Below are 23,871 nucleotides of genomic sequence, written 5' to 3'. Positions count from 1 at the left end.
CGCGGGTGTCCCGCGGCTGGCGGGGCCGGGTCAGGCGGCGGGCTCGGTCGTCGCGTCCGGGGCGGTCGTGGCGTCCGGAGCCGCCGCCTGCGCCACCTTCAGTTCGACGGTGAGCGTGGCGCCGCCCTCGGTGACGATGCGGAGCACGTACGTGCCCGCCGCGTCGTCCGCGTACAGCCTCGGCAGCTTCAACAGGCCGTCGCCGTCGGTCTTCAGGCCCTTCAGGGCCCGCACCGGCTTGCCGTCCGCGTCCTTGAAGTAGGGGCCCTTGTCGTTGACGGACGCGTCCGCCGCGGACTTGACGAGGGTGGCGGTGGCCGCGACACCGTCGGCGGCCTCGCCCTTGTACGTGGCCTTGACCTCGACCCGGTCCGCGAACTCCTTGCCGGGCTCGCACATCAGGTCCTTGTCGCTGGTCCTCTTCAGGGCGTCGGCCCGGCGCGCGGTGACCTCGGCGGCGAAGTCGAGGCCCGGCAGCTTCCGGCCCACGACCGTGGCCCGCACGGTGAACGCGCCCGCCTTCTCGCCCGCCCTCAGCGCGGGAGCGGTGGCCTTGCCGGCGGCGTTGGTGGTGACGTAGACGCTGCGCACACCGCCTTCGAAGCGGGTGTCGGTGTCGCCGACGACCCGGAACTTCACCTTGACCTTGCCGACGGCCGCGCCCGACGTGGCCTCCGTGCGCACAGAGACGCGCCCGGCGAAGGCGTCGCCCGCCGTCGCGGCGAGCTTGCCGGTGCCCGCGTTCTCCAGGCGGGCGACCCGCTCGGTGGGCGAGGGGGTCGGGCCGGGGGTCTCGGAACCGCCGCCGGACGGGGGCTTGGTGGGACCGGTGCCGCCGCCGCCCGGCGTGGTCGGGTCCTTCGGCTTCTCAGGCTTGGCGGGGCCCTTCGGCTTGTCCGACTTGTCCGACCCGCCCGGTTTCGGGGTGGTCGACGGCGGGGTGGAGGGGACCGGCGTCGGGCTCGCGCCGGGGACGTTCTCGTCGCTGCGGTCGTCCGGCAGGACGCCCCTGCCGTCCGGGACCTCGTGGGTGCCCTTGCGGTAGTACTCCAGCCACGACAGGACGGTGTTGAGGTACTCCGTGGAACGGTTGTAGCTCAGGATCGCCTTGTGCAGGTCGTCGTCGACGGACAGGTCGCGGTCGTTGGCGCACAGGTAGTGGCCGGCCGCGAGCGCCGCGTCGTAGATGTTGTTGGGGTCCTTCTCGCCGTCGTTGTTGCCGTCCCGGCCCGCGAACGCCCACGTCGACGGAATGAACTGCATGGGGCCGACCGCGCGGTCGTGGACCGTGTCGCCGTCGTACGCGCCGTCGTCGGTGTCGGTGATCTTCGCGAAGCCGATGCCGTTGAGGGGCGGGCCGAGGATCGGCTTGAGCGTCGTGCCGTCGGCGTCGACGCGGCCGCCGCGGGCCTGGCCCGACTCGACCTTGCCTATCGCGGCGAGCAGCTGCCAGGGCAGGTTGCAGCCGGGCTTGGACTCGGCGAGCGCCGACTCGGCCTTCTTGTACGCGTCGAGGACGGTGGCGGGCAGGCCGGCCTCCGCCTCCTTGTCACCGCCGTTCGGCGGGGCTCCGGTCGGCGGCACGGGGCTGTGCAGGGGCGGCAGATCCGTGTAGTAGGGCGAGTCACCGGTCGCCGAGTCACCCGCCGGGGTGGGCGAGTCCGCGGCTCCCGCCGCCGTCCCGTCGCGCGGGACCGTCACACCCGGGGCCTGCGACGCGGCGAGCGCCGCCACCGCCGCCGCGGCGACCGCACTGGTCACCGCTCCCCTCCGCAGCCGCCTGCCGAATACCGGCGCCATGACCGAGCCACCCCTCCCCTTCGCAGACCGTTGCGCGCCGACCCCACCTCCGTACACGCTCGCCTTCCTGCGCGCGTGCTCCCCGATGGGGTGACCCTGGCGACACTACGACAACTTCCGGCGCCCAGGCACCCGTTCGTGCCCGGTTTTTACCGGTTGACCGGCGGTCGCGACAGGGCTGTTACGTCAACGGGCCGCCGCCCGGCCTCTCCGCCGGAGCCGAGCCGTCCGGAACCTCGCTGATCTCGCTCTCCGGGGTGAAGTCCTGGCTTGCGGCGCGCCCCCGGTGGAGGTTGCGGTGCACCGCCTGCGCGACCCGCTCCACGGTACGCACGCCGTACGCCATCGAGGGATTGCCGTGGGAGAGGATCGCCATGCGGTACGTGCGGCCGCCGCCGGTGAACGTGCCGATGCTGTGCACCCGCCAGCCGTGCCTGGCACGCGGCAGCCAGCCGTTCTTGAGGTGGGCGCGCAGGCCGCGCGGCATCCCCGCGGTGACGCCCCAGCGCTGGTCGCGCCGTACGGCGGCCATCTGCCGCAGCCCGTACGCACGCGCGCGTGCCGTGAGGACCCCCCGGTCGTCGGCGAGCGCGCCCAGCAGCCGCAGCTGGTCGGCGGCCGTGGTGGCGGTCAGCCCCCAGTAGCCGTACGAGCCCGGGGTGGTGCGGGTCGTCTTCGCGACGCGCAGGAACCGCTTGAGGTAGGCGTGGCCGAGGTCGGCCCAGAGCCGCCGGGCGGCCTCGTTGTCCGAGCGGGTGATCATGGGGCGGACCCTCGCCCGCTCCCAGGCGGTGAGGGGCCGCCGCCGCTCCTGCGCCCGGCGCAGCGTGGCCTCCATCATCAGGACCTTGGCGACGCTGGCCGCGTCGTAGCGGCGGTGGTTCGCCAGCCGGCAGACGGTGTGGGTGCGGGGGTCGTACATGGCGAGCGAGACGGAGCCCCTGCGGTGGGCCAGCGCCGCCCTGATGTCCTGGGTCATCCGGCCGGCGAGGGTGCGGTCCCGGTCGGTGGTGCACAGGGCGGCGTCTGTCGCCGCGGTTGCCGCGGCGGTGCCCCGCGGCCGGCCCGCGTCCGCGGCGGTCGCCGTACCAGCGCCCCGCGACCGGCCCGCATCGGCGGCGGTCGCCGGCACCGGGGTGAGGAGGGCCGTGGCGAGTACCGCGGCGAGCACGGAACGGCGGCGCTTCGGCGGGCGGCTCCTACGGCGTGGGCTCATCCCGCCATCCTTGCCCCGCCGCCCCTCCCGGGCGCGAGGGCAGCACCCACGCGAGTGAGATCCCCGCCCACCAGAGCCACGCCTCGCCAAAGCCGCGCCTGGGGGGCGCGGGGAACTGCGCGGCCCGCCACGACGCGCCCGCAGACACATCACACCGACACCCCCGGCGGGGACTCTGCGGGGGCCCGCAGGTCCGTGCTCGACCGCAAGCACGCCCGGGTTGCTCGCGCAGTTCCCCGCGCCCCCAAAACAGGGCACCTCCACCCCCGGGCAGGGGCAACAACCGCGCCCACCAGGGGCGCGGGAAACTGCGCGGCCCGCCACGACGCACCCGCAGACACATCACACCGACACCCCCGGCGGGGACTCTGCGGGGGCCCGCAGGTCCGTGCTCGACCGCAAGCACGCCCGGGTTGCTCGCGCAGTTCCCCGCGCCCCCAAAACAGGGCACCTCCACCCCCGGGCAGGCGCAACAACCACGCCCACCAGGGGCGCGGGGAACTGCGCGGCCCGCCACGACGCACCCGCAGACACTCACACCGACACCCCCGGCGAAGACACCACCGGGACCCACAAGTCCGTGCTCGACCGCACCCGCGCCCCCAGACGGGGCGCCTCCAATCCGGGCAGGGGTGGAACTCGGCCAGGGGCGAAGCCTCGGGTGGGGCCGTTGCCCGGCCCGGGAGGGCTAGTGCGCGGCGGATTCCCAGTTCGGGCCGACGCCCACCGAGACGTCCAGCGGGGCCCGCAGCGTCACCGCTCCCGCCATCTCCCTGCGGACCAGCTCCTCCACCCGGGAACGCTCGCCCGGGGCGATCTCCAGGACGATTTCGTCGTGGACCTGGAGCAGCATGCGGGAGTCGAGCTTCGCCTCCGTCAGCGCACGGTGCACGTTCAGCATGGCGATCTTGACGATGTCCGCCGCCGTCCCCTGGATGGGGGCGTTCAGCGCCATCCGCTCGGCCATCTCGCGGCGCTGGCGGTTGTCGCTGTTGAGGTCGGGGAGATAGCGGCGGCGGCCGAGCATCGTCTCCGTGTACCCCGTGGCGCGGGCCTCGTCGACCGCGCGGCGCAGATAGTCCCGCACCCCGCCGAACCGCTCGAAGTAGGTGTCCATCAGACCCCGCGCCTCGCCCGCGTCGATGTTCAGCTGCTGGGAGAGGCCGAAGGCGGAGAGGCCGTACGCCAGGCCGTAGGACATGGCCTTGATCTTGCGGCGCATCTCTGCGTCGACGGCGTCGCGCTCGACGGAGAAGACCTGCGAGGCCACCGTGGTGTGCAGGTCCTCGCCCGAGGTGAACGCCTCGAGGAGGCCCTCGTCCTCGGAGAGGTGCGCCATGACGCGCAGCTCGATCTGGCTGTAGTCCGCGGTCATCAGCGATTCGAAGCCCTCGCCGACCACGAAGCCGCGGCGGATCGCCCGGCCCTCGTCCGTGCGGACGGGGATGTTCTGGAGGTTCGGCTCCGTGGAGGAGAGGCGGCCCGTGGCCGCGACCGTCTGGTTGAACGTGGTGTGGATACGGCCGTCCGCGGCGATCGACTTGATCAGGCCCTCGACGGTGACCCGCAGCTTCGCCTGCTCGCGGTGGCGGAGCATGATGACGGGCAGTTCGTTCTCCGTCTGGGCCGCCAGCCAGGCCAGGGCGTCGGCGTCCGTGGTGTACCCGGTCTTGGTCTTCTTCGTCTTCGGCAGGTTCAGCTCGCCGAAGAGGACTTCCTGGAGCTGCTTGGGCGAGCCGAGGTTGAACTCGTGGCCCGCCGCGGCGTGCGCCTCCTTCACCGCCTGCTGCACGGCTCCGGCGAACTGCTGCTCCATCGCCTCCAGGTGCGCGCGGTCGGCGGCGATGCCGTGCCGCTCCAGCCGGGCCAGGAGCGCGGACGTCGGCAGCTCCACGTCAGCGAGCAGCTCGCTGGCGCGGACCTCCCGCAGCTTCTCGCCGAAGGCGGTGCCCAGGTCGAGGACGGTGCGGGCCTGCGACATCAGCGAGTCGGCCTCGGCCCGGTCGTCCTCCTCCGTGCCGAAGGCGAGCTGCCCGTCGGCGGCGGAGGCGGGCGCGAGCTCACGGCCCAGATACTCCAGGGAGAGCGCGTCCAGCGCGAAGGAGCGGCGACCGGGCTTGACGAGATACGCGGCGAGCGCGGTGTCCATGGTGACGCCGGCCACGCTCCAGCCGTGCTCGGGAAAGACCCGCATCACCGACTTGGCGTTGTGCATGACCTTGGGCTTGGCCGGGTCGGAGATCCACGCCGCGAAGGCGTTCTCGTCCGCCTCGTCCAGGGCGGCCGGGTCGAACCAGGCGGCCGCTCCCCCGGCGGCGGCGAGCGCCACCTCGGTGACCGTGCCCGAGCCGAGCTGCCAGGTGTCGACCGTGGCGACGCCGAGGACCGCCTTGCCGTGCTCGGCGAGCCACGGGGCGAGCTCGCCCGCGCCGAGCACCGCGCCGTCCAGCTCGACGCCCGGCTCGGCCGGGGTCTGCTCGGCCTCCTCGGCGCCCGGGTCCACCGCGAGGAGCCGCTCGCGCAGCGAGGGGTTACGGATCTCCAGGGTGTCCAGGACCATGGCGAGCGCCGTCCTGTCGTACGGAGCGCGCTCCAAATCGGCGACTGTCCTGGGCAGTTCGACGTCGCGGACCATCTCGGTCAGGCGGCGGTTGAGCTTGACCGCCTCCAGGTGGTCGCGGAAGTTCTGTCCGGCCTTGCCCTTGACCTCGTCGGCGCGCTCGACCAGCTCGGCGAAGGAACCGAACTGATTGATCCACTTCGCGGCGGTCTTCTCGCCGACGCCGGGGATGCCGGGGAGGTTGTCCGACGGGTCGCCGCGCAGCGCCGCGAAGTCGGGGTACTGGCTGGGGGTGAGGCCGTACTTCTCCTGGACCTTCTCGGGGGTGAAGCGGGTCAGCTCCGAGACGCCCTTCGTGGGATACAGCACCGTGACGTGGTCGGAGATGAGCTGGAAGGAGTCCCGGTCACCCGTGACGATCAGCACCTCGAAGCCGGCCGCCTCCGCCTGCGTGGCGAGCGTCGCGATGACGTCGTCCGCCTCGAAGCCGTCGACGGCGAAACGCACCGCGTGCATCGCGTCGAGCATCTCGCCGATCAGCTCCACCTGCCCCTTGAACTCGTCCGGGGTCTTGGAGCGGTTCGCCTTGTAGTCCGAGAACTCCTCGGAGCGCCACGTCTTGCGCGAGACGTCGAACGCCACCGCGAAGTGCGTGGGCGCCTCGTCGCGCAGCGTGTTCGCCAGCATCGACGCGAAGCCGTAGATCGCGTTCGTCGGCTGGCCCGTCGCCGTCGTGAAATTCTCCGCGGGCAGCGCGAAGAACGCCCGGTAGGCCAGGGAGTGCCCGTCCATGAGGAGCAGGCGCGGGCGCTGCCCGGCGCTCGCCTCGCCGGCCTTCGTCGCCACGGTCTCGGACTTCTTCTTCGCTGCTGTTTCTGCCACGTCCCCGATCCTGCCACGCCCCACTGACAGTCCAGGACTCCGCGGCACCCGGACCCCGCGATGTCACTGCCGCGTGGCAGGATCGACAGACGCAGCCGACACCCGTGCTCGAAGGGGAGCCGACCATGGCAAGCAAGCCGCCCAAGGGCGATCCGGTCCAGGACGCGCCGCAGGTCGCCCCGGCGCGGCACGCCGCGGCCGGCCTTCCCGCCATCGGGCACACCCTGAAGATCGCGCAGCGGCAGATGGGCGTGCGCCGCACCGCCCTGACCCTGCTCCGCGTCAATCAGAAGGACGGCTTCGACTGCCCCGGCTGCGCCTGGCCCGAGCCGGACCACCGCCACAAGGCGGAGTTCTGTGAGAACGGCGCGAAGGCGGTGGCCGAGGAGGCCACGCTGCGCCGCGTCACGCCCGCCTTCTTCGCCGAGCACCCGGTGGCCGACCTCGCCACCCGCAGTGGTTACTGGCTGGGCCAGCAGGGCCGCCTCACCCACCCGATGTACCTGGCGGAGGGCGCCGAGCGGTACGAGCCCGTCTCGTGGGAGCGCGCCTTCGACATCGTCGCCGAGGAGCTCACCGCGCTGGACGGCCCGGACGAGTCCGTCTTCTACACCTCGGGCCGCACCAGCAACGAAGCGGCGTTCCTCTATCAGCTCTTCGCCCGCGAGTTCGGCACGAACAACCTCCCCGACTGTTCGAACATGTGCCATGAGTCGTCCGGCTCCGCCCTGACCGAGACGCTCGGCGTCGGCAAGGGCAGCGTCCTCCTCGACGACCTCCACCAGTCGGACCTGATCATCGTCGCCGGGCAGAACCCGGGCACGAACCACCCGCGCATGCTGTCCGCCCTGGAGAAGGCGAAGAACAACGGCGCGAGGATCATCACCGTCAATCCGCTGCCCGAGGCGGGCCTGGAGCGCTTCAAGAACCCCCAGACCCCGCAGGGCATGCTCAAGGGCACCGCCCTGACCGACCTCTTCCTCCAGGTCCGCATCGGCGGCGACCAGGCCCTCTTCCGCCTCCTGAACAAGCTCATCCTCGAGACGGAGGGCGCGGTCGACAAGGAGTTCATCGACGCCCACACCCACGGGTACGAGGAGTTCGCCGCCGCCGCGCGGGACGCCGACTGGGACGACACCCTGAAGGCCACGGGCCTGGAGCGCGCCCGCGTCGAGGAAGCCCTGCGCATGGTCCTCGCCTCCGAGCGCACCGTCGTGTGCTGGGCGATGGGCCTGACCCAGCACAAGCACTCCGTGCCCACCATCCGCGAGGTCGTCAACTTCCTCCTGCTGCGCGGCAATATCGGCCGCCCCGGCGCCGGCGTCTGCCCCGTCCGCGGCCACTCGAACGTCCAGGGCGATCGCACCATGGGCATCTTCGAGCGGCCCGCGCCCGCCTTCCTCGACGCCCTGGAGAAGGAGTTCGGCTTCGCGCCGCCCCGCCACCACGGCCTCGACGTCGTCCGCGCCATCCGCGCCCTGCGCGACGGCGAGGCGAAGGTCTTCTTCGCCATGGGCGGCAACTTCGTGGCGGCCTCCCCCGACACCGAGGTGACCGAGGCGGCCATGCGCAAGGCCCGCCTGACCGTCCACGTCTCCACCAAGCTGAACCGCTCGCACGTCGTCACCGGCGCCCGCGCCCTGATCCTGCCCACCCTCGGCCGCACCGAGCGCGACGTCCAGGGCGGCACGGAGCAGTTCGTGACCGTCGAGGACTCCATGGGCATGGTGCACGCCTCCCGCGGCCGCCTTCAGCCCGCGAGCCCGGCGCTCCTCTCCGAGCCCGCCATCGTGTGCCGCCTGGCCCGCCGCGTCCTCGGCAGCGCCTCGCGCACCCCCTGGGAGGAGTTCGAGAAGGACTACGCCGCCGTGCGCGACCGCATCGCGCGCGTGGTCCCCGGCTTCGAGGACTTCAACACCAAGGTCGCGGCCCCCGGCGGCTTCGCCCTGCCGCACGCCCCGCGCGACGAGCGCCGCTTCCCCACCGCCACCGGCAAGGCCAACTTCACGGCCGCCCCCGTCGAGTGCCCGACGGTGCCCGAAGGACGGCTGCTGCTGCAGACCCTGCGCTCCCACGACCAGTACAACACCACCATCTACGGCCTCGACGACCGCTACCGCGGCATCAGGAACGGCCGCCGCGTGGTCCTCGTCCACCCCGACGACGCCCGCGCCCTCGGCTTCGCCGACGGGTCCTACGCCGACCTGGTCAGCGAGTGGCGCGACGGCGTAGAGCGCCGCGCGCCCGGCTTCCGGATCGTCCACTACCCCACGGCCAGGGGCTGCGCCGCCGCGTACTACCCCGAGACCAACGTCCTGGTGCCGCTGGACGCCACCGCGGACACCAGCAACACCCCTGCCAGCAAGTCCGTCGTCGTACGCCTGGAACAATCGGCGGTCGACTGAGCGTTCGCTCAGTGACGGCTGAGCGCTTGCTCAGCGACAGGTGCGACGACGAACGGACGGAGCCGGGCCCATGGGCGAGCAGAACAGCGTGAAGTTCCCGCAGGAGGTCATCGACGAGTACGCCACGCTCGGCGTCGACCTGCCCTCCCTGTTCTCGGCGGGACACCTCGGCACCCGCATGGGCGTCCAGATCCTGGAGGCCTCCGCCGAGCGCGTCGTCGGCACCATGCCCGTCGAAGGCAACACCCAGCCCTACGGCCTGCTGCACGGCGGCGCCTCCGCCGTCCTCGCCGAGACCCTCGGCTCGGTCGGCGCCATGCTCCACGGCGGCATCACCAAACTCGCCGTCGGCGTGGACCTGAACTGCACCCACCACCGCGGCGCCCGCTCCGGCCTCGTCACCGGCGTGGCCACCCCCGTCCACCGGGGCCGCTCCACGGCCACGTACGAGATCGTCATCACCGACGAACACGACAAGCGGGTCTGCAGCGCCCGCCTGACCTGCATGCTGCGGGACGCCCCCGAGGGCGGCGCGCCCAACTAGCCGCACCGCCCCCGCCCGGCCGCTCCCCGACACCGCCGAGGACAACGGCCGGGCCCCCGGCCGAGCCCCGCACGCCCGTCCGACGCGGCCATGCCCGAGCCGCGCACACCATTGTCGGCGCGCGCACCCCGGTCTAGCGTCATCGCATGACGCACCGGACACGGCTCTGTGCGCTCGCCCTCACCGTCCTCCTCACCCTCACGCCCACGACGGCCGCCTGCGCCGGTTCCGGGCCGGCCCCCGGCCCCACAGCCGCCCCCGCACCCTCGGCCCGCGCCACCTCCCCCGCCGAGCTGTGCACCGCGATCATCACCAAGTGGGCCCGGCAGCTGTACGAGGCACACGACTCCACGTACGGCGACTACCAGTCGATGGGCCTGTCGAACGGGCAGTACACGATCCTGCGCGACATCCTCGACGTCGCCCGCGCCGAGCGCGGGGCAGGCTCCGAGGCGGCCGGGCGCGAGCTGATCGACCGGCAGGCACGCGAGCGCTGCGCCGAGCGCCACCAGGACGGCGGACCGAGCGGCGGGCCCTGGGTGTGAACGCCATCGGCCCCGTCGAACCGGGCGAGGACACCTACGACCACGAGAGCATCCCCGCACCCCCGGTGCGGCGACTCTCCCCGCGCCGCGCCCGGCGCCTGCGCACCGCCCTCACCGCGGCCACGGCGGCCGGCATCGCCGCCGCCGGAGTGACCCTGTACCTGACGCGGCCGGAGCCGCCGCCCGAGCCGCTGCCGCCCTGGCCGTCGCAGAGCGTGTCGGTGGCATACGCCGGCGAGATGTCACGGCCGCGCGCCGGGGAGCGGAACCTCACCTTCGCCGTCATCTTCCGGCAGGGGTCGGCTCCGCCCACGACCGTCCGCCGCATCGCCCAGCCCTCGGCAGCCCTTTCCGTGACCGCATCACCGCCCACCCCATTCGCGGTGAAAACAGGAAAACCCCGGAAGTTGATCATCACGATGCACATTCGCGAATGCGGAGAAGTGCCACGGAATGCCGGACTCCCTTTCCTGGAAGTAACACTGCGTAATGCGCGCGCAAACGAGAAGCACAGTTACATCCTCGGTCCGGAATACGCGAACGATCTTTCCGGAGCACTGACCGCCGCATGCCCGCGAACACGGGTGTCATGAGTCAAACCCCCTGACACTCCTGCAAGTTGCGCTGGGAGTTCTCAGCATGCGGATACGTCGAGAACGGACGAATGAGGCTGGATTCAGCCCCAACCACCCCTCCCGTTCCAGCCCGGAATACTCCGTGGCATAACAAGAGCGTCACAGCCTTGGTCCGACCACTCCACCTGGCACAAAGCCGCCCTTAGAGTCACGGCCAGTCACCGCGCCCACCGGATTCCTGTCAGTTCGGTTCCGCGCTCGACTCGGCATCCCAACAAGGGACAGCCGTGCCAGGGAAAGGACTGATCGTGCGTCAACGTTCGCTCATAGCCATTACCGCCGCACTCACCGCGGGGGCCCTCACCCTCACCGCCTGTGGCTCGCGCGACGACAGCAAGGACAAGGACGACGCCGGGGGCGGCGGCACCACAGTCGTCATCGGCGTCGACGCGCCACTGACCGGTGACCTCTCCGCACTCGGCCTCGGCATCCGCAACTCCGTCGACCTCGCCGTCAAGCAGGCCAACAAGAAGAAGTACGTCGACGGCATCACCTTCAAGATGGAGTCCGCCGACGACCAGGGCCAGCCCTCCTCCGGCCAGACGAACGCCACCAAGTTCGTCGCCAACAAGGACATCCTCGGCGCCGTCGGCCCCCTGAACTCCTCCGTCGGCGAGTCCATGCAGAAGGTCTTCGACGACGCCAAACTCGTCCAGGTCTCCCCCGCCAACACCAACCCGGCCATGACCCAGGGCCCGGACTGGAACGGCGGCAAGAAGACCCGCCCCTACAAGGCCTACTTCCGCACCGCCACCACGGACGCCATCCAGGGCCCCTTCGCCGCGCAGTACCTGTACAACAAGGCCAAGAAGAAGAAGGTCTTCGTCATCGACGACAAGAAGACCTACGGCGCCGGCCTCGCCGCCACCTTCAAGGACGAGTTCACCAAGCTCGGCGGCAAGGTCGCCGGCACCGAACACGTCAACCCCGACACCAAGGACTTCGGCGCCGTCGCCACCAAGATCCGCAACTCCGACGCCGACGTCGTCTACTACGGCGGCGAATACCCCGCGGCCGGCCCCCTCAGCAAGCAGATGAAGAAGGCCGGAGCCAAGATCCCCCTCGTCGGCGGCGACGGCATCTACAGCGCCGACTACATCAAACTCTCCGGCAAGGACGGCAAGGGCGACTACGCCACCTCCGTCGGCCAGCCCGTCGAACAGCTTCCCTCCGCCAAGGAGTTCATCGCGAACTACAAGGAAGCCGGCTACAAGGAAGCCTACGAGGCCTACGGCGGCTACTCCTACGACTCCGCCTGGGCGATCATCGAGGCCGTCAAGAAGGTCGTCGAGGACAACGACGGCAAACTGCCCTCCGACGCCCGCGCCAAGATCGTCGACGCCATGCAGGACGTCTCCTTCGACGGCGTCACCGGCAAGGTCTCCTTCGACGAATACGGCGACGCCACCAACAAGCAACTCACCGTCTACCAGGTCAAGGACACCGCCGACCCCGCCAAGGGCTGGAAGCCCGTCGAGTCCGGCACCTTCACCGGCTGACCCACCACCCGCAGTCACGACACAACCGCGCGGGGCGCTGCCCGACAGCGCCCCGCGCGGCGTCACATCCGACGCGTGTCGCAATCCGTCGCATTCGAAAGACTCGGAGGACCTGCGGTGCACGAACTGCCGCAACAGCTGGTCAACGGCCTGCTACTGGGATCCATGTACGGCCTGATCGCCATCGGCTACACAATGGTCTACGGCATCGTCCAGCTCATCAACTTCGCCCACGGCGAGATCTTCATGGTCGGCGGCTTCGGCGCCCTCACCGTCTGGCTCTGGCTCCCCGGCGGCACCACCATGTGGGTGGCCATACCCCTCATGATCATAGGCGCCGTCATCGTCTCCACCACCGTCGCCGTCGGAGCCGAACGCTTCGCCTACCGACCCCTGCGCGGCGCCCCCCGACTCGCCCCACTCATCACCGCCATCGGCCTCTCCCTCGCCCTGCAACAAGCCGTCTGGGCCTGGTACCCCAACGCCAAATCCTCCCGCACCTTCCCCGAGATCCCCGGCGACTCCATCCACATCGGCAGCGTCACCATCCAACCCGGCGACCTCTTCCTCGTCGTGGCCGCACCGATCTGCATGTTCGCCCTCGGCTGGTTCGTGATGAAAACCCGCGTCGGCCGCGGCATGCAAGCCACCGCACAAGACCCCGACACCGCCAAACTCATGGGCGTCAACACCGACCGCGTCATCGTCGTCGCCTTCGCCCTCGGAGCCGCCTTCGCCGGCATCGCCGCCGTCGCCTACGGCTTCCGCTACGGCGAAGTCAACTTCCGCATGGGCTTCCTCTGGGGCCTCAAAGCCTTCACCGCCGCCGTCCTCGGCGGCATCGGCAACATCTACGGCGCCATGATCGGCGGCCTCGTCCTCGGCATCGCCGAAGCCATGGCCACCGCCTACATGAACGACATCCCCGGCATGGACAAACTCGGCGGCCAGTCCTGGGCCGACGTCTGGGCGTTCGTACTCCTCATCGTCGTCCTCCTCGTCAGGCCCCAAGGCCTACTCGGCGAGCGCGTCGCGGACAGGGCGTGACCACCATGAACACACACACCACCACGAACGACAACGCCCCCCACAAAGAGAAGCCGCCCACCGGCCTCATCCCCATCCCCACCACCACCGCCCGCGCCCTCGCCACCGGCGGCGGCGCACTCACCATCATCTCCGCCTTCCTCGCCTGGACCTGGACCGCCGCGTTCCCCGGCGACCTCACCGTCTACGGCTACCCCGGCGGACTCCAATGGCTCGTCCTCATCACCGGCGCCCTCACCACACTCCTCGGACTCGCCTCCTACGACATCAAAGGCATCCGAGCCATCACCCCCGGCAACGCCGACGCCGCCCTCAAATACGCCGCCCTCGCCGCCTTCGGCACCGCCTGGTACACCATCCTCGCCATCAGCACCCACCTCGGCGGACTCGCCAACCTCGAACCCGGCGGCTGGATCACCGCCATCGCCACCCTCACCGCCCTCACCGGCGCCCTCGCACTCCCCTACCCACGCCCCCGGACCTACCCCGTCGACCCCGAAGACACCAGCTGGGAACAGTTCAAACACCGCACACGCAACGGCATGACCGTCCTCAAGGGCGCCTTCGCCGCCGAAACACCCCCCACACCACGCAAACTCAACTCATACCTCGAAATCCTCATCATCATCACCGCCCTCGCCACAGGCCTCCTCGTCTTCACCTACGGCATCGGCACCGAATACGACGAACTCTTCATCGGCTTCCTCATCTCCGTCGGCCTCGGCTTCGCCGCCCTCGCCAAAGCCGGAATCGTCGCCCAGATCTCCGTCTACACCGCACGCCACCGCAACATCACCCTCATCGGCGCCTTCCTCGCCGCCGCCGCATTCCCCTTCACCCAAAGCGACGACCAATACGCCACCATCGGCGTCTACATCCTCATCTTCGCCACCGTCGCCCTCGGCCTGAACATCGTCGTCGGACTCGCCGGACTCCTCGACCTCGGATACGTCGCCTTCCTCGGCGTCGGCGCCTACGCCGCCTCCATGGTCTCCGGCTCCCCCAGCAGCCCCTTCGACATCCACCTCCCCTTCTGGGCCGCCATCCTCGTCGGCGCCGCCGCATCCCTCATCTTCGGCGTCCTCATCGGCGCACCCACCCTCCGCCTGCGCGGCGACTACCTCGCCATCGTCACCCTCGGATTCGGCGAAATCTTCCGCCTCGTCGCCATGAACTCCGACGGCGCCTCCGGACCCGACATCACCAACGGATCCAACGGCATCAGCTCCATCCCCAACCTCAAGATCCTCGGCTTCGACTTCGGCATCGAACACAGCATCGCCGGCTTCACCATCGGCCGATTCGCCAACTACTTCTTCCTGATGCTGCTCATCACCCTCGTCGTCGTCCTCGTCTTCCGCCGCAGCGGAGACTCACGCATCGGACGCGCCTGGGTCGCCATCCGCGAAGACGAAACCGCCGCACTCGCCATGGGCATCAACGGCTTCCGCGTCAAACTCATCGCCTTCGCCCTCGGCGCCGCACTCGCCGGACTCGCCGGAACCGTCCAGGCCCACGTCACCTACACCGTCACCCCCGAGCAATACCAATTCGCCAACACCGTCCCTCCCAACTCCGCATTCCTCCTCGCCGCCGTCGTCCTCGGCGGCATGGGAACCATCAGCGGGCCCCTCGTCGGCGCCGCACTCCTCTACCTCATCCCCAACAAACTCGCCTTCCTCGGCGACTACCAGCTCTTCGCCTTCGGACTCGCCCTCGCACTCCTCATGCGATTCCGCCCCGAAGGCCTCATCCCCAACCGACGCCGCCAACTCGAATTCCACGAGGCCGAACTCGCCCCCGGCGAGACACCGCCACCCGCAGTCCTCAGCAAGACAGGGGCCTGACCCATGACCACCAACACCACCGAACAAGGCCAGACCCCGGCCGCCCCCGCCGGACAAACCGTCCTCGACGCCCGCGGCGTCACCATGCGCTTCGGCGGCCTCACCGCCGTACGCTCCGTCGACCTCACCGTCAACAGCGGCGAAATCGTCGGACTCATCGGACCCAACGGCGCCGGCAAAACCACCTTCTTCAACTGCCTCACCGGCCTCTACATCCCCACCGAAGGCGAAGTCCGCTACAAAGGCGACATCCTCCCCGCAAAATCCTTCAAAGTCACCGCCGCAGGAATCGCCCGCACCTTCCAGAACATCCGCCTCTTCGCCAACATGACCGTCCTCGAAAACGTCCTCGTAGGACGCCACACCCGCACCAAAGAAGGCCTCTGGTCAGCCCTCCTCCGCGGCCCCGGATTCCACAAGGCAGAAGCCGCATCCAAAGCACGCGCCATGGAACTCCTCGAATTCGTAGGACTCGCAGACAAAGCCGAACACCTCTCACGCAACCTCCCCTACGGAGAACAACGCAAACTGGAAATCGCACGCGCCCTCGCCAGCGAACCAGGACTGCTGCTCCTCGACGAACCCACCGCCGGCATGAACCCCCAGGAAACCCGCGCCACCGAAGAACTCGTCTTCGCCATCCGCGACATGGGAATCGCCGTCCTCGTCATCGAGCACGACATGCGCTTCATCTTCAACCTCTGCGACCGCGTGGCCGTCCTCGTACAAGGCGAAAAACTCGTCGAAGGATCCAGCGAAACAGTCCAGCAGGACGACCGCGTCATCGCCGCCTACCTCGGCGAGCCCTTCGAGGAGAACAAGTCATGACCGCACTCCTCGAAGTCGAGGACCTCCGCGTCGCCTACGGCAAGATCGAAGCCGTCAAAGGCATCTCCTTCACCGTGGAAGCCGGCCAGGTCGTCACCCTCATCGGCACCAACGGCGCAGGAAAAACCACGACACTCCGCACCCTGTCGGGCCTCCTCAAGCCCGTGGGCGGCAGCATCAAATTCAACGGAAAAACCCTGCGTAAATACCGCGCCGACCAAATCGTCTCCCTCGGCCTCGCCCACTCCCCCGAAGGCCGCCACATCTTCCCCCGCATGACCATCGAGAACAACCTCCGCCTCGGCGCCTACCTCCGCACCGACAAAACAGGCATCGAAAAAGACATCCAGCGCGCCTACGACCTCTTCCCCATCCTCGGAGAACGCCGCAAACAAGCCGCAGGCACCCTCTCCGGCGGCGAACAACAAATGCTCGCCATGGGCCGCGCCCTCATGTCCCAGCCCAAACTCCTCATGCTCGACGAACCCTCCATGGGCCTCTCGCCGATCATGATGCAGAAGATCATGGCCACCATCGCCGAACTCAAGGCCGGCGGCACCACGATCCTCCTCGTCGAACAGAACGCCCAGGCCGCGCTCTCCCTCGCCGACCACGGCCACGTCATGGAAGTCGGCAAGATCGTCCTCTCCGGCACGGGAGGCGACCTCCTGCACGACGAATCCGTGCGGAAGGCATACCTCGGCGAGGACTGACCCCACGCCGCGCGCTTGCGCACACGAAGAGGCCCGCACCCCCTGGCCTGGGGACGCGGGCCTCTCCGTACGACCGTGCCTGTCCGGGCTAGCCCTTGGCCGCCTTCTTCTCCTCGGCGTCCTCGATGACCGCCTCCGCCACCTGCTGCATCGAGAGGCGCCGGTCCATCGACGTCTTCTGGATCCACCGGAACGCGGCCGGCTCCGTCAGGCCGTACTCCGTCTGCAGAATCGACTTCGCGCGGTCCACCAGCTTCCGCGTCTCCAGCCGCTGCGAGAGGTCCGCGACCTCCTTCTCCAGCGTCTTCAGCTCCGTGAACCGCGAGACGGCCATCTCGATCGCCGGGACGACGTCACTCTTGCTGAACGGCTTCACGAGGTACGCCATCGCACCCGCGTCCCTCGCCCGCTCGACGAGGTCGCGCTGCGAGAACGCGGTCAGCATGAGCACCGGGGCGATGGACTCCTCGGCGATCTTCTCCGCCGCGGTGATGCCGTCCATCACGGGCATCTTCACGTCCAGGATCACGAGGTCCGGCCGGTGCTCGCGGGCCAGCTCGACGGCCTTCTCGCCGTCACCGGCCTCGCCTACGACGGTGTAGCCCTCTTCCTCGAGCATCTCTTTGAGGTCGAGCCGGATCAGGGCCTCGTCCTCGGCGATGACGACGCGGGTCGTCAGCGGCGGCACGTGCGACTGGTCGTCGTCGGACACGTCGTCTGCGGGCTGGGGCGACTCGGGGGCGGTCACGGGGGCTCCTTGATGCGGGCCGGGAAGGTGCTACTCCCCAGAGCCTACCTAGCTACGATAAGGTGGTGACGCAAGGGGGCTAGGCTACCCTTCCTTTCTAAGGCCCCAGTACTCCAACTGGTCAGAGAGGCCGCTCTCAAACAGCGGACAGTGTGGGTTCGAATCCCACCTGGGGCACTTTTCCTTCATTTCCAAGGTCACGCGAACTTCGCTGAGCTTCACTTGATCGTGTACGCAATCTGTTTTATCCCTCGCCGGGATGTCGTATGCGATCAGCCTCGACCTCATGTACGACATGCGCACACGTAGGCGAGTGCTGGCTCTGATCGAGGAAGGCCGCAGCCTGAACTCCGTCAGCAAAGAGACTGGCGTCTCGCGGGCGGCAATGCGGGCCTGGCAGGCGCGCGTCGAACCACTCTCACGTGCCACGCCATGCCCACGATGCCTGATCGAACCCGAGCTTCCCTCAAGCCCTGCGGCCTACGCCTACCTACTGGGGCTGTATCTCGGTGACGGCTGCATCACCCACCACTGCCGCGGCGTGTACTTCCTCCGTGTCACGTGCGCCGACGCCTGGCCCGGACTTATCGACGCATGCGCCGAGGCCATGCAGATATTGCGCCCGGACAACCGAGTCTTCCGCGTCCAGCGACAGGGCTGCCAGAACGTCACTTGTTACAGCAAGCACTGGCCCTGCCTCTTCCCCCAGCACGGGCCCGGCAAGAAGCACGCGCGCGAGATCTCCCTGGAGCCCTGGCAGCAGGAGATCGTGGACGCCCATCCGTGGGAATTCGTCCAGGGGCTGATCCACTCCGACGGTTGCCGCGTCACGAACCGGACGACCCGCATGGTTCAGGGCGAGCGCAAGCGCTACGAGTACCCGCGGTACTTCTTCACCAACGTCTCCGACGACATCCGGGGGCTGTACACCGACACCCTCGACAAGCTCGGCATCACCTGGACGCACTGCACCCGCCACGGCAACCCGTACAACATCTCCGTGGCCCGCAAAGCCTCCGTAGCCCTCATGGACGCCCACGTCGGCCCCAAGCACTGAGAGCTACCGCGGGCTGTCGTCCTCGCCGATGTGGTGGACCCGGACCAGGTTCGTGGAGCCCGCGACCCCCGGCGGGGAGCCGGCCGTGATGACGACCACGTCGCCCCGCTCGCAGCGGCCGCTCCGCAGGAGGAGTTCGTCGACCTGGTCGACCATCGCGTCGGTGGAGTCGACGTGCGGGCCGAGCAGGGTCTCCACACCCCACGTCAGGTTGAGCTGCGCCCGGGTCGCCGCGTCCGGGGTGAAGGCGAGGAGCGGGATGGGTGAGCGGTAGCGGCTGAGGCGGCGGACGGTGTCGCCGGACTGGGTGAAGGCGACGAGGAACTTGGCGCCGAGGAAGTCGCCCATTTCGGCGGCGGCTCGGGCGACGGCGCCGCCCTGGGTGCGGGGTTTGCTGCGTTCGGTGAGGGGCGGGAGGCCCTTGGCGAGGATGTCTTCTTCCGCGGCTTCGACGATGCGGGCCATGGTGCGGACGGTTTCGATGGGGTATTTGCCGACGCTGGTCTCGCCGGAGAGCATGACGGCGTCGGTGCCGTCGATGACGGCGTTGGCGACGTCGGAGGCTTCGGCGCGGGTGGGCCGGGAGTTGTCGATCATCGAGTCGAGCATCTGGGTGGCGACGATGACCGGTTTGGCGTTGCGCTTGGCGAGTTTGATGGCGCGCTTCTGGACGATGGGGACTTGTTCGAGGGGCATTTCGACGCCGAGGTCGCCTCGGGCGACCATGATGCCGTCGAAGGCGGCGACGATGTCCTCGATGTTGTCGACGGCCTGGGGTTTTTCGACCTTGGCGATGACGGGGAGGCGGCGGCCTTCTTCGTCCATGATGCGGTGGACGTCTTCGATGTCGCGGCCGCTGCGGACGAAGGAGAGGGCGATGATGTCGCAGCCGGTGCGCAGGGCCCAGCGGAGGTCTTCTTGGTCCTTGTCGGAGAGTGCGGGGACGGAGACGGCGACGCCGGGGAGGTTGAGGCCTTTGTGGTCGGAGACCATGCCGCCTTCGATGACGGTGGTGGTGACGCGGGGGCCGTTGACGGCGGTGACTTCGAGGGTGACTTTGCCGTCGTCGACGAGGATGCGTTCGCCGGTGGTGACGTCCTCGGCGAGGCCGCTGTAGGTGGTGCCGCACTGTTGGCGGTCGCCTTGGGTGTCGGGTTCGACGGTGATGGTGAATTCGTCGCCGCGTTCAAGGAGTACGGGGCCTTCGTGGAAGCGGCCGAGGCGGATCTTCGGGCCTTGAAGGTCGGCGAGGACGCCGACGCTGCGGCCGCTCTCTTCGGAGGCCTTGCGCACGCGCTGGTAGCGCTCCTCGTGTTCGGCGTGGGTGCCGTGGCTGAGGTTGAAGCGTGCTACGTCCATTCCGGCTGCGACCAGGGCCTTGATCTGGTCGTACGAGTCGGTGGCGGGTCCCAGGGTGCTGACGATTTTTGCTCGGCGCATGGTGTGAGCCTAGGGCTTACCCGTTGGTAGGGAATTGGTTGGACGTGACTGCTCAACAACCTTTGCGTGAAGGGTAATTGACAAGTGTTGAAGTGTGCGGGGTGTTGCTCCGATGAGCATCTTTCAGAGGGCGGGTGGCGTCATGGTGAAGCGTGCGTTGACGGTGGCGTAGACGTGCTGGCGTTGTGGTTCGAGGTCGAGGGGGGTGGCTTCGGTGGCGTGGTCGGCGGCTCCGGCGTAGGCGGCGCGCAGGGTGCCGGCGGGGGCTCCGTAGCCGTGGGCGGGGGTGTCGTCGGCGCCGGTGTCGGCGAGTTCGACGAGGGCGGCGAGTGAGGCGCCGAGGGCTTCGGCGTATTCGCGGGCGCGTTGGACGGCTTCGCGTACGGCTTGTTGGCGTGCGTGGCGGTGGGTGGGTGAGTCGGGGCGCAGGGCCCACCAGGGGCCTTCGACGTGGGTGAGTTCGAGGTCGGCGAGGCGGGTGGTGAGTTCGCCGAGTGCGGTGAAGTCGGTGAGTTCGGCGGTGATGTGGACGCGGCCGCGGTAGGCGCGGACGCGTTCGGCGCGACCGTGTCGGGTGAGTTCGGGGCTGATGGAGAAGGCGCCGGTTTCGATGTTCTCGATGGCGTCGCCGTAGGTCTTGATGAGGTCGAGGGCGTGGGTGTTGCGGCGGGTGAGGTCGTCGAGGGTGTCGCGGCGGTCGGTGCCGCGGGCGTGGACGGTGATGGTGATGCGGGCGATTTCGGGGTCGGCTTCGAGGTGGGCTTCGCCCCGGACGGCGAGGCGGGGTGCGTCGGGGGTGCCGTAGGGGGTGGGGGCGGGGTTCGTGTCCATGGGGCCACTGTGGCACTGCTGAGCTGTGGTGGGGTTCCTCTGACAGTCATCGGATCGCAACCTGTGGGGTCTGTTGCGGGTGTGGTGGTGGGGGCCAGAATCTACGCGCGTTATCTACGCGCGTTACCGAGGTCTGATCGAGGAGTTCTGAGAGATGCCGTTGAACCGCAGGAAGTTCCTGGGCACGTCTGCCGCGTCGGGTGTGGGTCTGGCTGTGACGGGTGCGGTGGCGGCTCCGTCGTCGGCGGAGGCGTATGGCGGGCGTGGTGGGCGCGGTCGTCGGAAGAAGCGGTATTCGTTCACCGTCCTCGGTACGACGGATCTGCACGGCAATGTCTTCAACTGGGATTATTTCACTGACAAGGAGTTCGACGACAAGGACCACAATGATGTGGGTCTGGCGAAGATCTCGACGTTGGTGAATGAGGTCCGCGAGGAGAAGGGCCGCCGGAACACTCTTCTCATCGACGCAGGTGACACGATCCAGGGGACGCAGCTCTCGTATTACTACGCGAAGGTCGATCCGATCACCGCGCGGCGTGGTCCGGTGCATCCGATGGCGCAGGCGATGAACGCCATCGGGTATGACGCGGCGGCGCTGGGGAATCACGAGTTCAATTATGGTATCCCGGTGCTCCGGAAGTTCGAGGAGCAGTGTGATTTCCCGCTGCTGGGCGCCAACGCGTTGGACGCGAAGACGCTGCGTCCGGCTTTTCCGCCGTATGTCATGAAGCGGTTGCGGACTCCGCACGGGAGGGATGTGCGGGTGGCGGTGCTGGGGTTGACGAATCCGGGTATCGCGATCTGGGACAAGGCGAACGTGCAGGGCAGGATGACGTTCCCGGGTCTTGAGGAGCAGGCGGCGAAGTGGGTGCCGAGGCTGCGGTCGATGGGTGCGGATGTGGTGATCGTGTCGGCGCACTCGGGGTCGAGTGGTACGTCGTCGTACGGGGATCAGTTGCCGTATGTGGAGAACGCGGCGGGTCTGGTGGCGGAGCAGGTGGCGGGTATCGACGCGATTCTCGTGGGTCATGCGCACACGGAGATTCCCGAGTACTTCGTGGAGAACAAGGCGACGGGCAAGAAGGTGGTGCTCTCGGAGCCGCTGAAGTGGGGGCAGCGGTTGACGCTGTTCGACTTCGACCTGGTGTGGGAGAAGGGCCGCTGGACGGTGGAGAGGGTCGGGGCGCAGGTCCGGAACTCCAACACGGCAGTGGAGGACGAGAAGATCACGCGGTTGCTGGCCGATGAGCACGAGAAGGTCGTGGCGTACGTCAATCAGGTCATCGGCACGTCGATGACGGCGATGAGCACGGCGGAGGGGCCGTACAAGGATGTCCCGATCATTGATCTGATCAATGAGGTGCAGCGGGAGACGGTGGCGGAGGCGTTGAAGGGCGGGGCGTATGCGTCGCTGCCGGTGCTTTCGCAGGCGTCGTGTTTCTCGCGTACGGCGCGTATCCCGGCGGGTGAGGTGACCATCCGGGATGCGGCGGGTCTGTATCCCTTCGAGAACACGCTGGAGGCGCGGTTGGTGACGGGTGCGCAGCTGAAGGAGTATCTGGAGTTCTCGGCGAGGTATTACGTGCGGACGGCGGCGGATGCTCCGGTGGATCCGGCGACGTTGACGAACGCGGAGGGCATTCCGGATTACAACTACGACGCGGTGTCCGGTGTGTCGTATGAGATCGACATCGCGAAGCCGGTGGGTTCGCGGATCGTGGGGTTGTCGTTCCGGGGTGCGGCGATCGATCCGAAGGCGGAGTTCGTGCTCGCGGTGAACAACTACCGGGCGAGTGGTGGGGGCAACTTCCCGCATGTCGCGGGTGCCAAGCAGGTGTGGGCGAATTCGGAGGAGATCCGGAACACGATCATCGGTTGGGTGAAGGCGAAGGGGACGATCGACCCGGATCAGTTCGCGTCGGTGGACTGGAAGCTGACCCGGGACGGTACGCCGGTGTTCTAGTGTCCGTGCCGGTTTTCTGGTGTTCGCGCCGGTTTTCTGGTGTTCGCGCCGGTTTTCTGGTGTCCGTGCCGCTCAGTTCTTGAGGGTGGCGAGGTCGACGGTGTCGGCGAGTGCCTGGGCGCCGGCGTCGTTGACGTGGAGGCCGTCGCCGCTGTCGTAGTCGTCGTGGATCCGGTCGGGGTCGGCGGGGTCCGCGACGGCGGCGGCGAAGTCGGCGTAGGCGTCGAAGGGGCTGTCCGCGCCGCGTATCCAGGCGTTGACCTCGCGGGCGACGGCGACGCCTTCGGGGGTGGAGTAGCCCTCGTAGACGGTGTCCTTGTAGGGGCCGACGGTGGTGGTGATGGCGGTGAGGCCGGCGGCGTGGATGCGGTCGGCGAGGGTGGTGAGGCCGGTGATGAGGTCGGCTGCGGTGGGGATGGGGGCGGGGTCGGGGTAGGCCTCCTGGCCGGGGATGCCGAGGTCGTTGAGGCCGAAGTGGATCAGCACGTGGGTGGCGCCGGGGATGTCGAGGGCGTCGCGCTGGAGGCGGGCGAGGGCGTGTTCGCCGATTTCGTCGGTGAGCAGGCGGTTGGCGGAGATGCCGGTGTTGACGGTCCAGCCGGGGTGTCCGGCGGCGCGGAGGCGGTTGTTGAGCAGGTCGGGGAAGCGGTTGTCGGTGTCGTGGGTGGTGCCGGCGCCTTCGAACCAGGAGTCGCCGAAGGCGACGGTGACGGGTGTGCCGGTGGGGGCGAGGACGTCGGCGCCGCTGATGTAGTGGCGGGTGGCGAGTTCCTGGAGGTCTTCGGCGCCGTCGAGGGTGGGTGCGGTGAGGGCGTTGCCGGGGACGGTGTAGCCGGTGCGCAGGGGGACGGCGGAGTAGGTGGCGGGGCCCGTGTCGTCGGGGAGCCAGAGGGTGAGGGCCCATTCGTCGCCCGCGGTGACGGTCTGGTGGAGGGGGTCGGTGGTGACGTCGGCGCCGGCGGGGATGGTGAAGTCGTGGGCGCCGTCGACGGTGAGGGGGGTGTCGGTGGTGGGGTCGATGGTGCTGCCCGTGGTGCGTCGGGCGAGGTGGGCGCCGCCGATGTGGAGGGGTTGTCGGCCGTAGCGGTTGCTGAGGTGGAGGCGCAGGGCGGTGCCGCCGCCGTCGAGGCGGATGACTTGGCGGAGGGTCTGGGCGGTGAAGCTGCGGATCTCGAAGAGGTCGATGCTCTCGTGGGGGCTGATGACGGCGGAGCGGAAGGCCGCGGTCCAGGTGGTGCCGGTGGTGGGTGTGGCGCTGGTGTGGGTGGTCATGCTGGGCTGAACAGGCTTGTGTGGCGCGGTATTTCG

18 protein-coding genes and 1 tRNA gene are annotated in these 23,871 nt (G+C 69.0%); 12 read left to right on the top strand and 7 right to left on the bottom strand.

Going from position 1 to position 23,871, the window contains the following annotated elements; translation table 11 throughout:
- Window positions 1-30 precede the first annotated feature (30 nt).
- The 3 genes from DCW30_RS33105 to polA form a co-directional block, all read right to left on the bottom strand.
- Window positions 31-1,800, bottom strand: a complete 1,770-nt coding sequence (locus tag DCW30_RS33105) for a lytic transglycosylase domain-containing protein (protein WP_076686789.1) — start codon at window positions 1,798-1,800, stop codon at window positions 31-33.
- A 181-nt stretch (window positions 1,801-1,981) separates the two neighbouring features.
- On the bottom strand, window positions 1,982-3,016 hold the full coding sequence (locus DCW30_RS33100; RefSeq protein ID WP_162933593.1) for a serine hydrolase: 1,035 nt from the start codon (window positions 3,014-3,016) through the stop codon (window positions 1,982-1,984).
- A 688-nt stretch (window positions 3,017-3,704) separates the two neighbouring features.
- Complete coding sequence (gene polA, locus DCW30_RS33095) at window positions 3,705-6,368, bottom strand: DNA polymerase I (RefSeq protein ID WP_416069397.1); 2,664 nt, start codon at window positions 6,366-6,368, stop codon at window positions 3,705-3,707.
- Window positions 6,369-6,583: 215 nt separating this feature from the next.
- Between polA and DCW30_RS33090 the strand changes: the two genes are divergently transcribed.
- The 9 genes from DCW30_RS33090 (at window position 6,584) to DCW30_RS33055 (ending at window position 16,521) form a co-directional block, all read left to right on the top strand.
- Window positions 6,584-8,863 carry an FdhF/YdeP family oxidoreductase gene (locus tag DCW30_RS33090; protein WP_076686787.1) on the top strand — a complete coding sequence of 760 codons (2,280 nt, stop codon included), beginning with the start codon at window positions 6,584-6,586 and terminating at the stop codon, window positions 8,861-8,863.
- 70 nt (window positions 8,864-8,933) lie between these two features.
- Window positions 8,934-9,407, top strand: a complete 474-nt coding sequence (locus tag DCW30_RS33085; RefSeq protein WP_076686786.1) for a PaaI family thioesterase — start codon at window positions 8,934-8,936, stop codon at window positions 9,405-9,407.
- Window positions 9,408-9,553: 146 nt separating this feature from the next.
- A complete protein-coding gene (locus DCW30_RS36930; protein WP_076686785.1) occupies window positions 9,554-9,952 on the top strand; it encodes a hypothetical protein in 399 nt (132 codons plus the stop codon).
- Window positions 9,949-10,545, top strand: a complete 597-nt coding sequence (locus tag DCW30_RS33080) for a hypothetical protein (protein WP_076686784.1) — start codon at window positions 9,949-9,951, stop codon at window positions 10,543-10,545. The genes DCW30_RS36930 and DCW30_RS33080 overlap by 4 nt, the downstream gene beginning before the upstream one ends.
- A gap of 290 nt (window positions 10,546-10,835) precedes the next feature.
- On the top strand, window positions 10,836-12,086 hold the full coding sequence (locus DCW30_RS33075; protein ID WP_062780326.1) for a branched-chain amino acid ABC transporter substrate-binding protein: 1,251 nt from the start codon (window positions 10,836-10,838) through the stop codon (window positions 12,084-12,086).
- A 117-nt stretch (window positions 12,087-12,203) separates the two neighbouring features.
- Entirely contained in the window at window positions 12,204-13,133 is a 930-nt protein-coding gene (locus tag DCW30_RS33070; RefSeq protein WP_062780325.1) for a branched-chain amino acid ABC transporter permease, read from the top strand.
- A 5-nt stretch (window positions 13,134-13,138) separates the two neighbouring features.
- Complete coding sequence (locus DCW30_RS33065) at window positions 13,139-14,980, top strand: branched-chain amino acid ABC transporter permease (protein ID WP_076689436.1); 1,842 nt, start codon at window positions 13,139-13,141, stop codon at window positions 14,978-14,980.
- Between the two features lie 3 nt (window positions 14,981-14,983).
- Window positions 14,984-15,808: an ABC transporter ATP-binding protein gene (locus DCW30_RS33060; RefSeq protein WP_237283450.1), complete on the top strand. Its 825-nt coding sequence runs from the start codon at window positions 14,984-14,986 to the stop codon at window positions 15,806-15,808.
- The gene (locus DCW30_RS33055; RefSeq protein ID WP_062780324.1) at window positions 15,805-16,521 is read left to right on the top strand and encodes an ABC transporter ATP-binding protein; all 717 of its coding nucleotides are present in this window, start codon (window positions 15,805-15,807) and stop codon (window positions 16,519-16,521) included. The genes DCW30_RS33060 and DCW30_RS33055 overlap by 4 nt, the downstream gene beginning before the upstream one ends.
- Window positions 16,522-16,609: 88 nt before the next feature.
- Here the strand turns inward: DCW30_RS33055 and DCW30_RS33050 are convergent, their stop codons facing one another.
- Window positions 16,610-17,269, bottom strand: a complete 660-nt coding sequence (locus DCW30_RS33050; protein ID WP_062780323.1) for an ANTAR domain-containing response regulator — start codon at window positions 17,267-17,269, stop codon at window positions 16,610-16,612.
- Window positions 17,270-17,371: 102 nt separating this feature from the next.
- On the opposite strand from DCW30_RS33050, the gene DCW30_RS33045 reads away from it, so the two are divergent.
- Window positions 17,372-17,446, top strand: a tRNA-Leu gene (locus DCW30_RS33045).
- A gap of 109 nt (window positions 17,447-17,555) precedes the next feature.
- Window positions 17,556-18,326: a transcriptional regulator gene (locus DCW30_RS33040; RefSeq protein ID WP_103557658.1), complete on the top strand. Its 771-nt coding sequence runs from the start codon at window positions 17,556-17,558 to the stop codon at window positions 18,324-18,326.
- Window positions 18,327-18,329: 3 nt separating this feature from the next.
- Here the strand turns inward: DCW30_RS33040 and pyk are convergent, their stop codons facing one another.
- A complete protein-coding gene (gene pyk, locus DCW30_RS33035) occupies window positions 18,330-19,766 on the bottom strand; it encodes a pyruvate kinase (RefSeq protein WP_076686782.1) in 1,437 nt (478 codons plus the stop codon).
- Between the two features lie 123 nt (window positions 19,767-19,889).
- Window positions 19,890-20,597: an SIMPL domain-containing protein gene (locus tag DCW30_RS33030; protein ID WP_076686781.1), complete on the bottom strand. Its 708-nt coding sequence runs from the start codon at window positions 20,595-20,597 to the stop codon at window positions 19,890-19,892.
- 154 nt (window positions 20,598-20,751) lie between these two features.
- On the opposite strand from DCW30_RS33030, the gene DCW30_RS33025 reads away from it, so the two are divergent.
- Window positions 20,752-22,563: a bifunctional metallophosphatase/5'-nucleotidase gene (locus tag DCW30_RS33025; RefSeq protein ID WP_076686780.1), complete on the top strand. Its 1,812-nt coding sequence runs from the start codon at window positions 20,752-20,754 to the stop codon at window positions 22,561-22,563.
- Window positions 22,564-22,635: 72 nt separating this feature from the next.
- On the opposite strand, the gene DCW30_RS37990 is transcribed toward DCW30_RS33025, so the two are convergent.
- Entirely contained in the window at window positions 22,636-23,835 is a 1,200-nt protein-coding gene (locus DCW30_RS37990) for a GDSL-type esterase/lipase family protein (protein ID WP_076686779.1), read from the bottom strand.
- Window positions 23,836-23,871: the final 36 nt, after the last annotated feature.

The organism is Streptomyces alfalfae, assembly GCF_004127445.1.
GTDB lineage: Bacteria > Actinomycetota > Actinomycetes > Streptomycetales > Streptomycetaceae > Streptomyces > Streptomyces alfalfae.
Note: the sequence above shows the minus strand (reverse complement) of the source record. Positions and strands in the feature narration are given on the sequence as shown.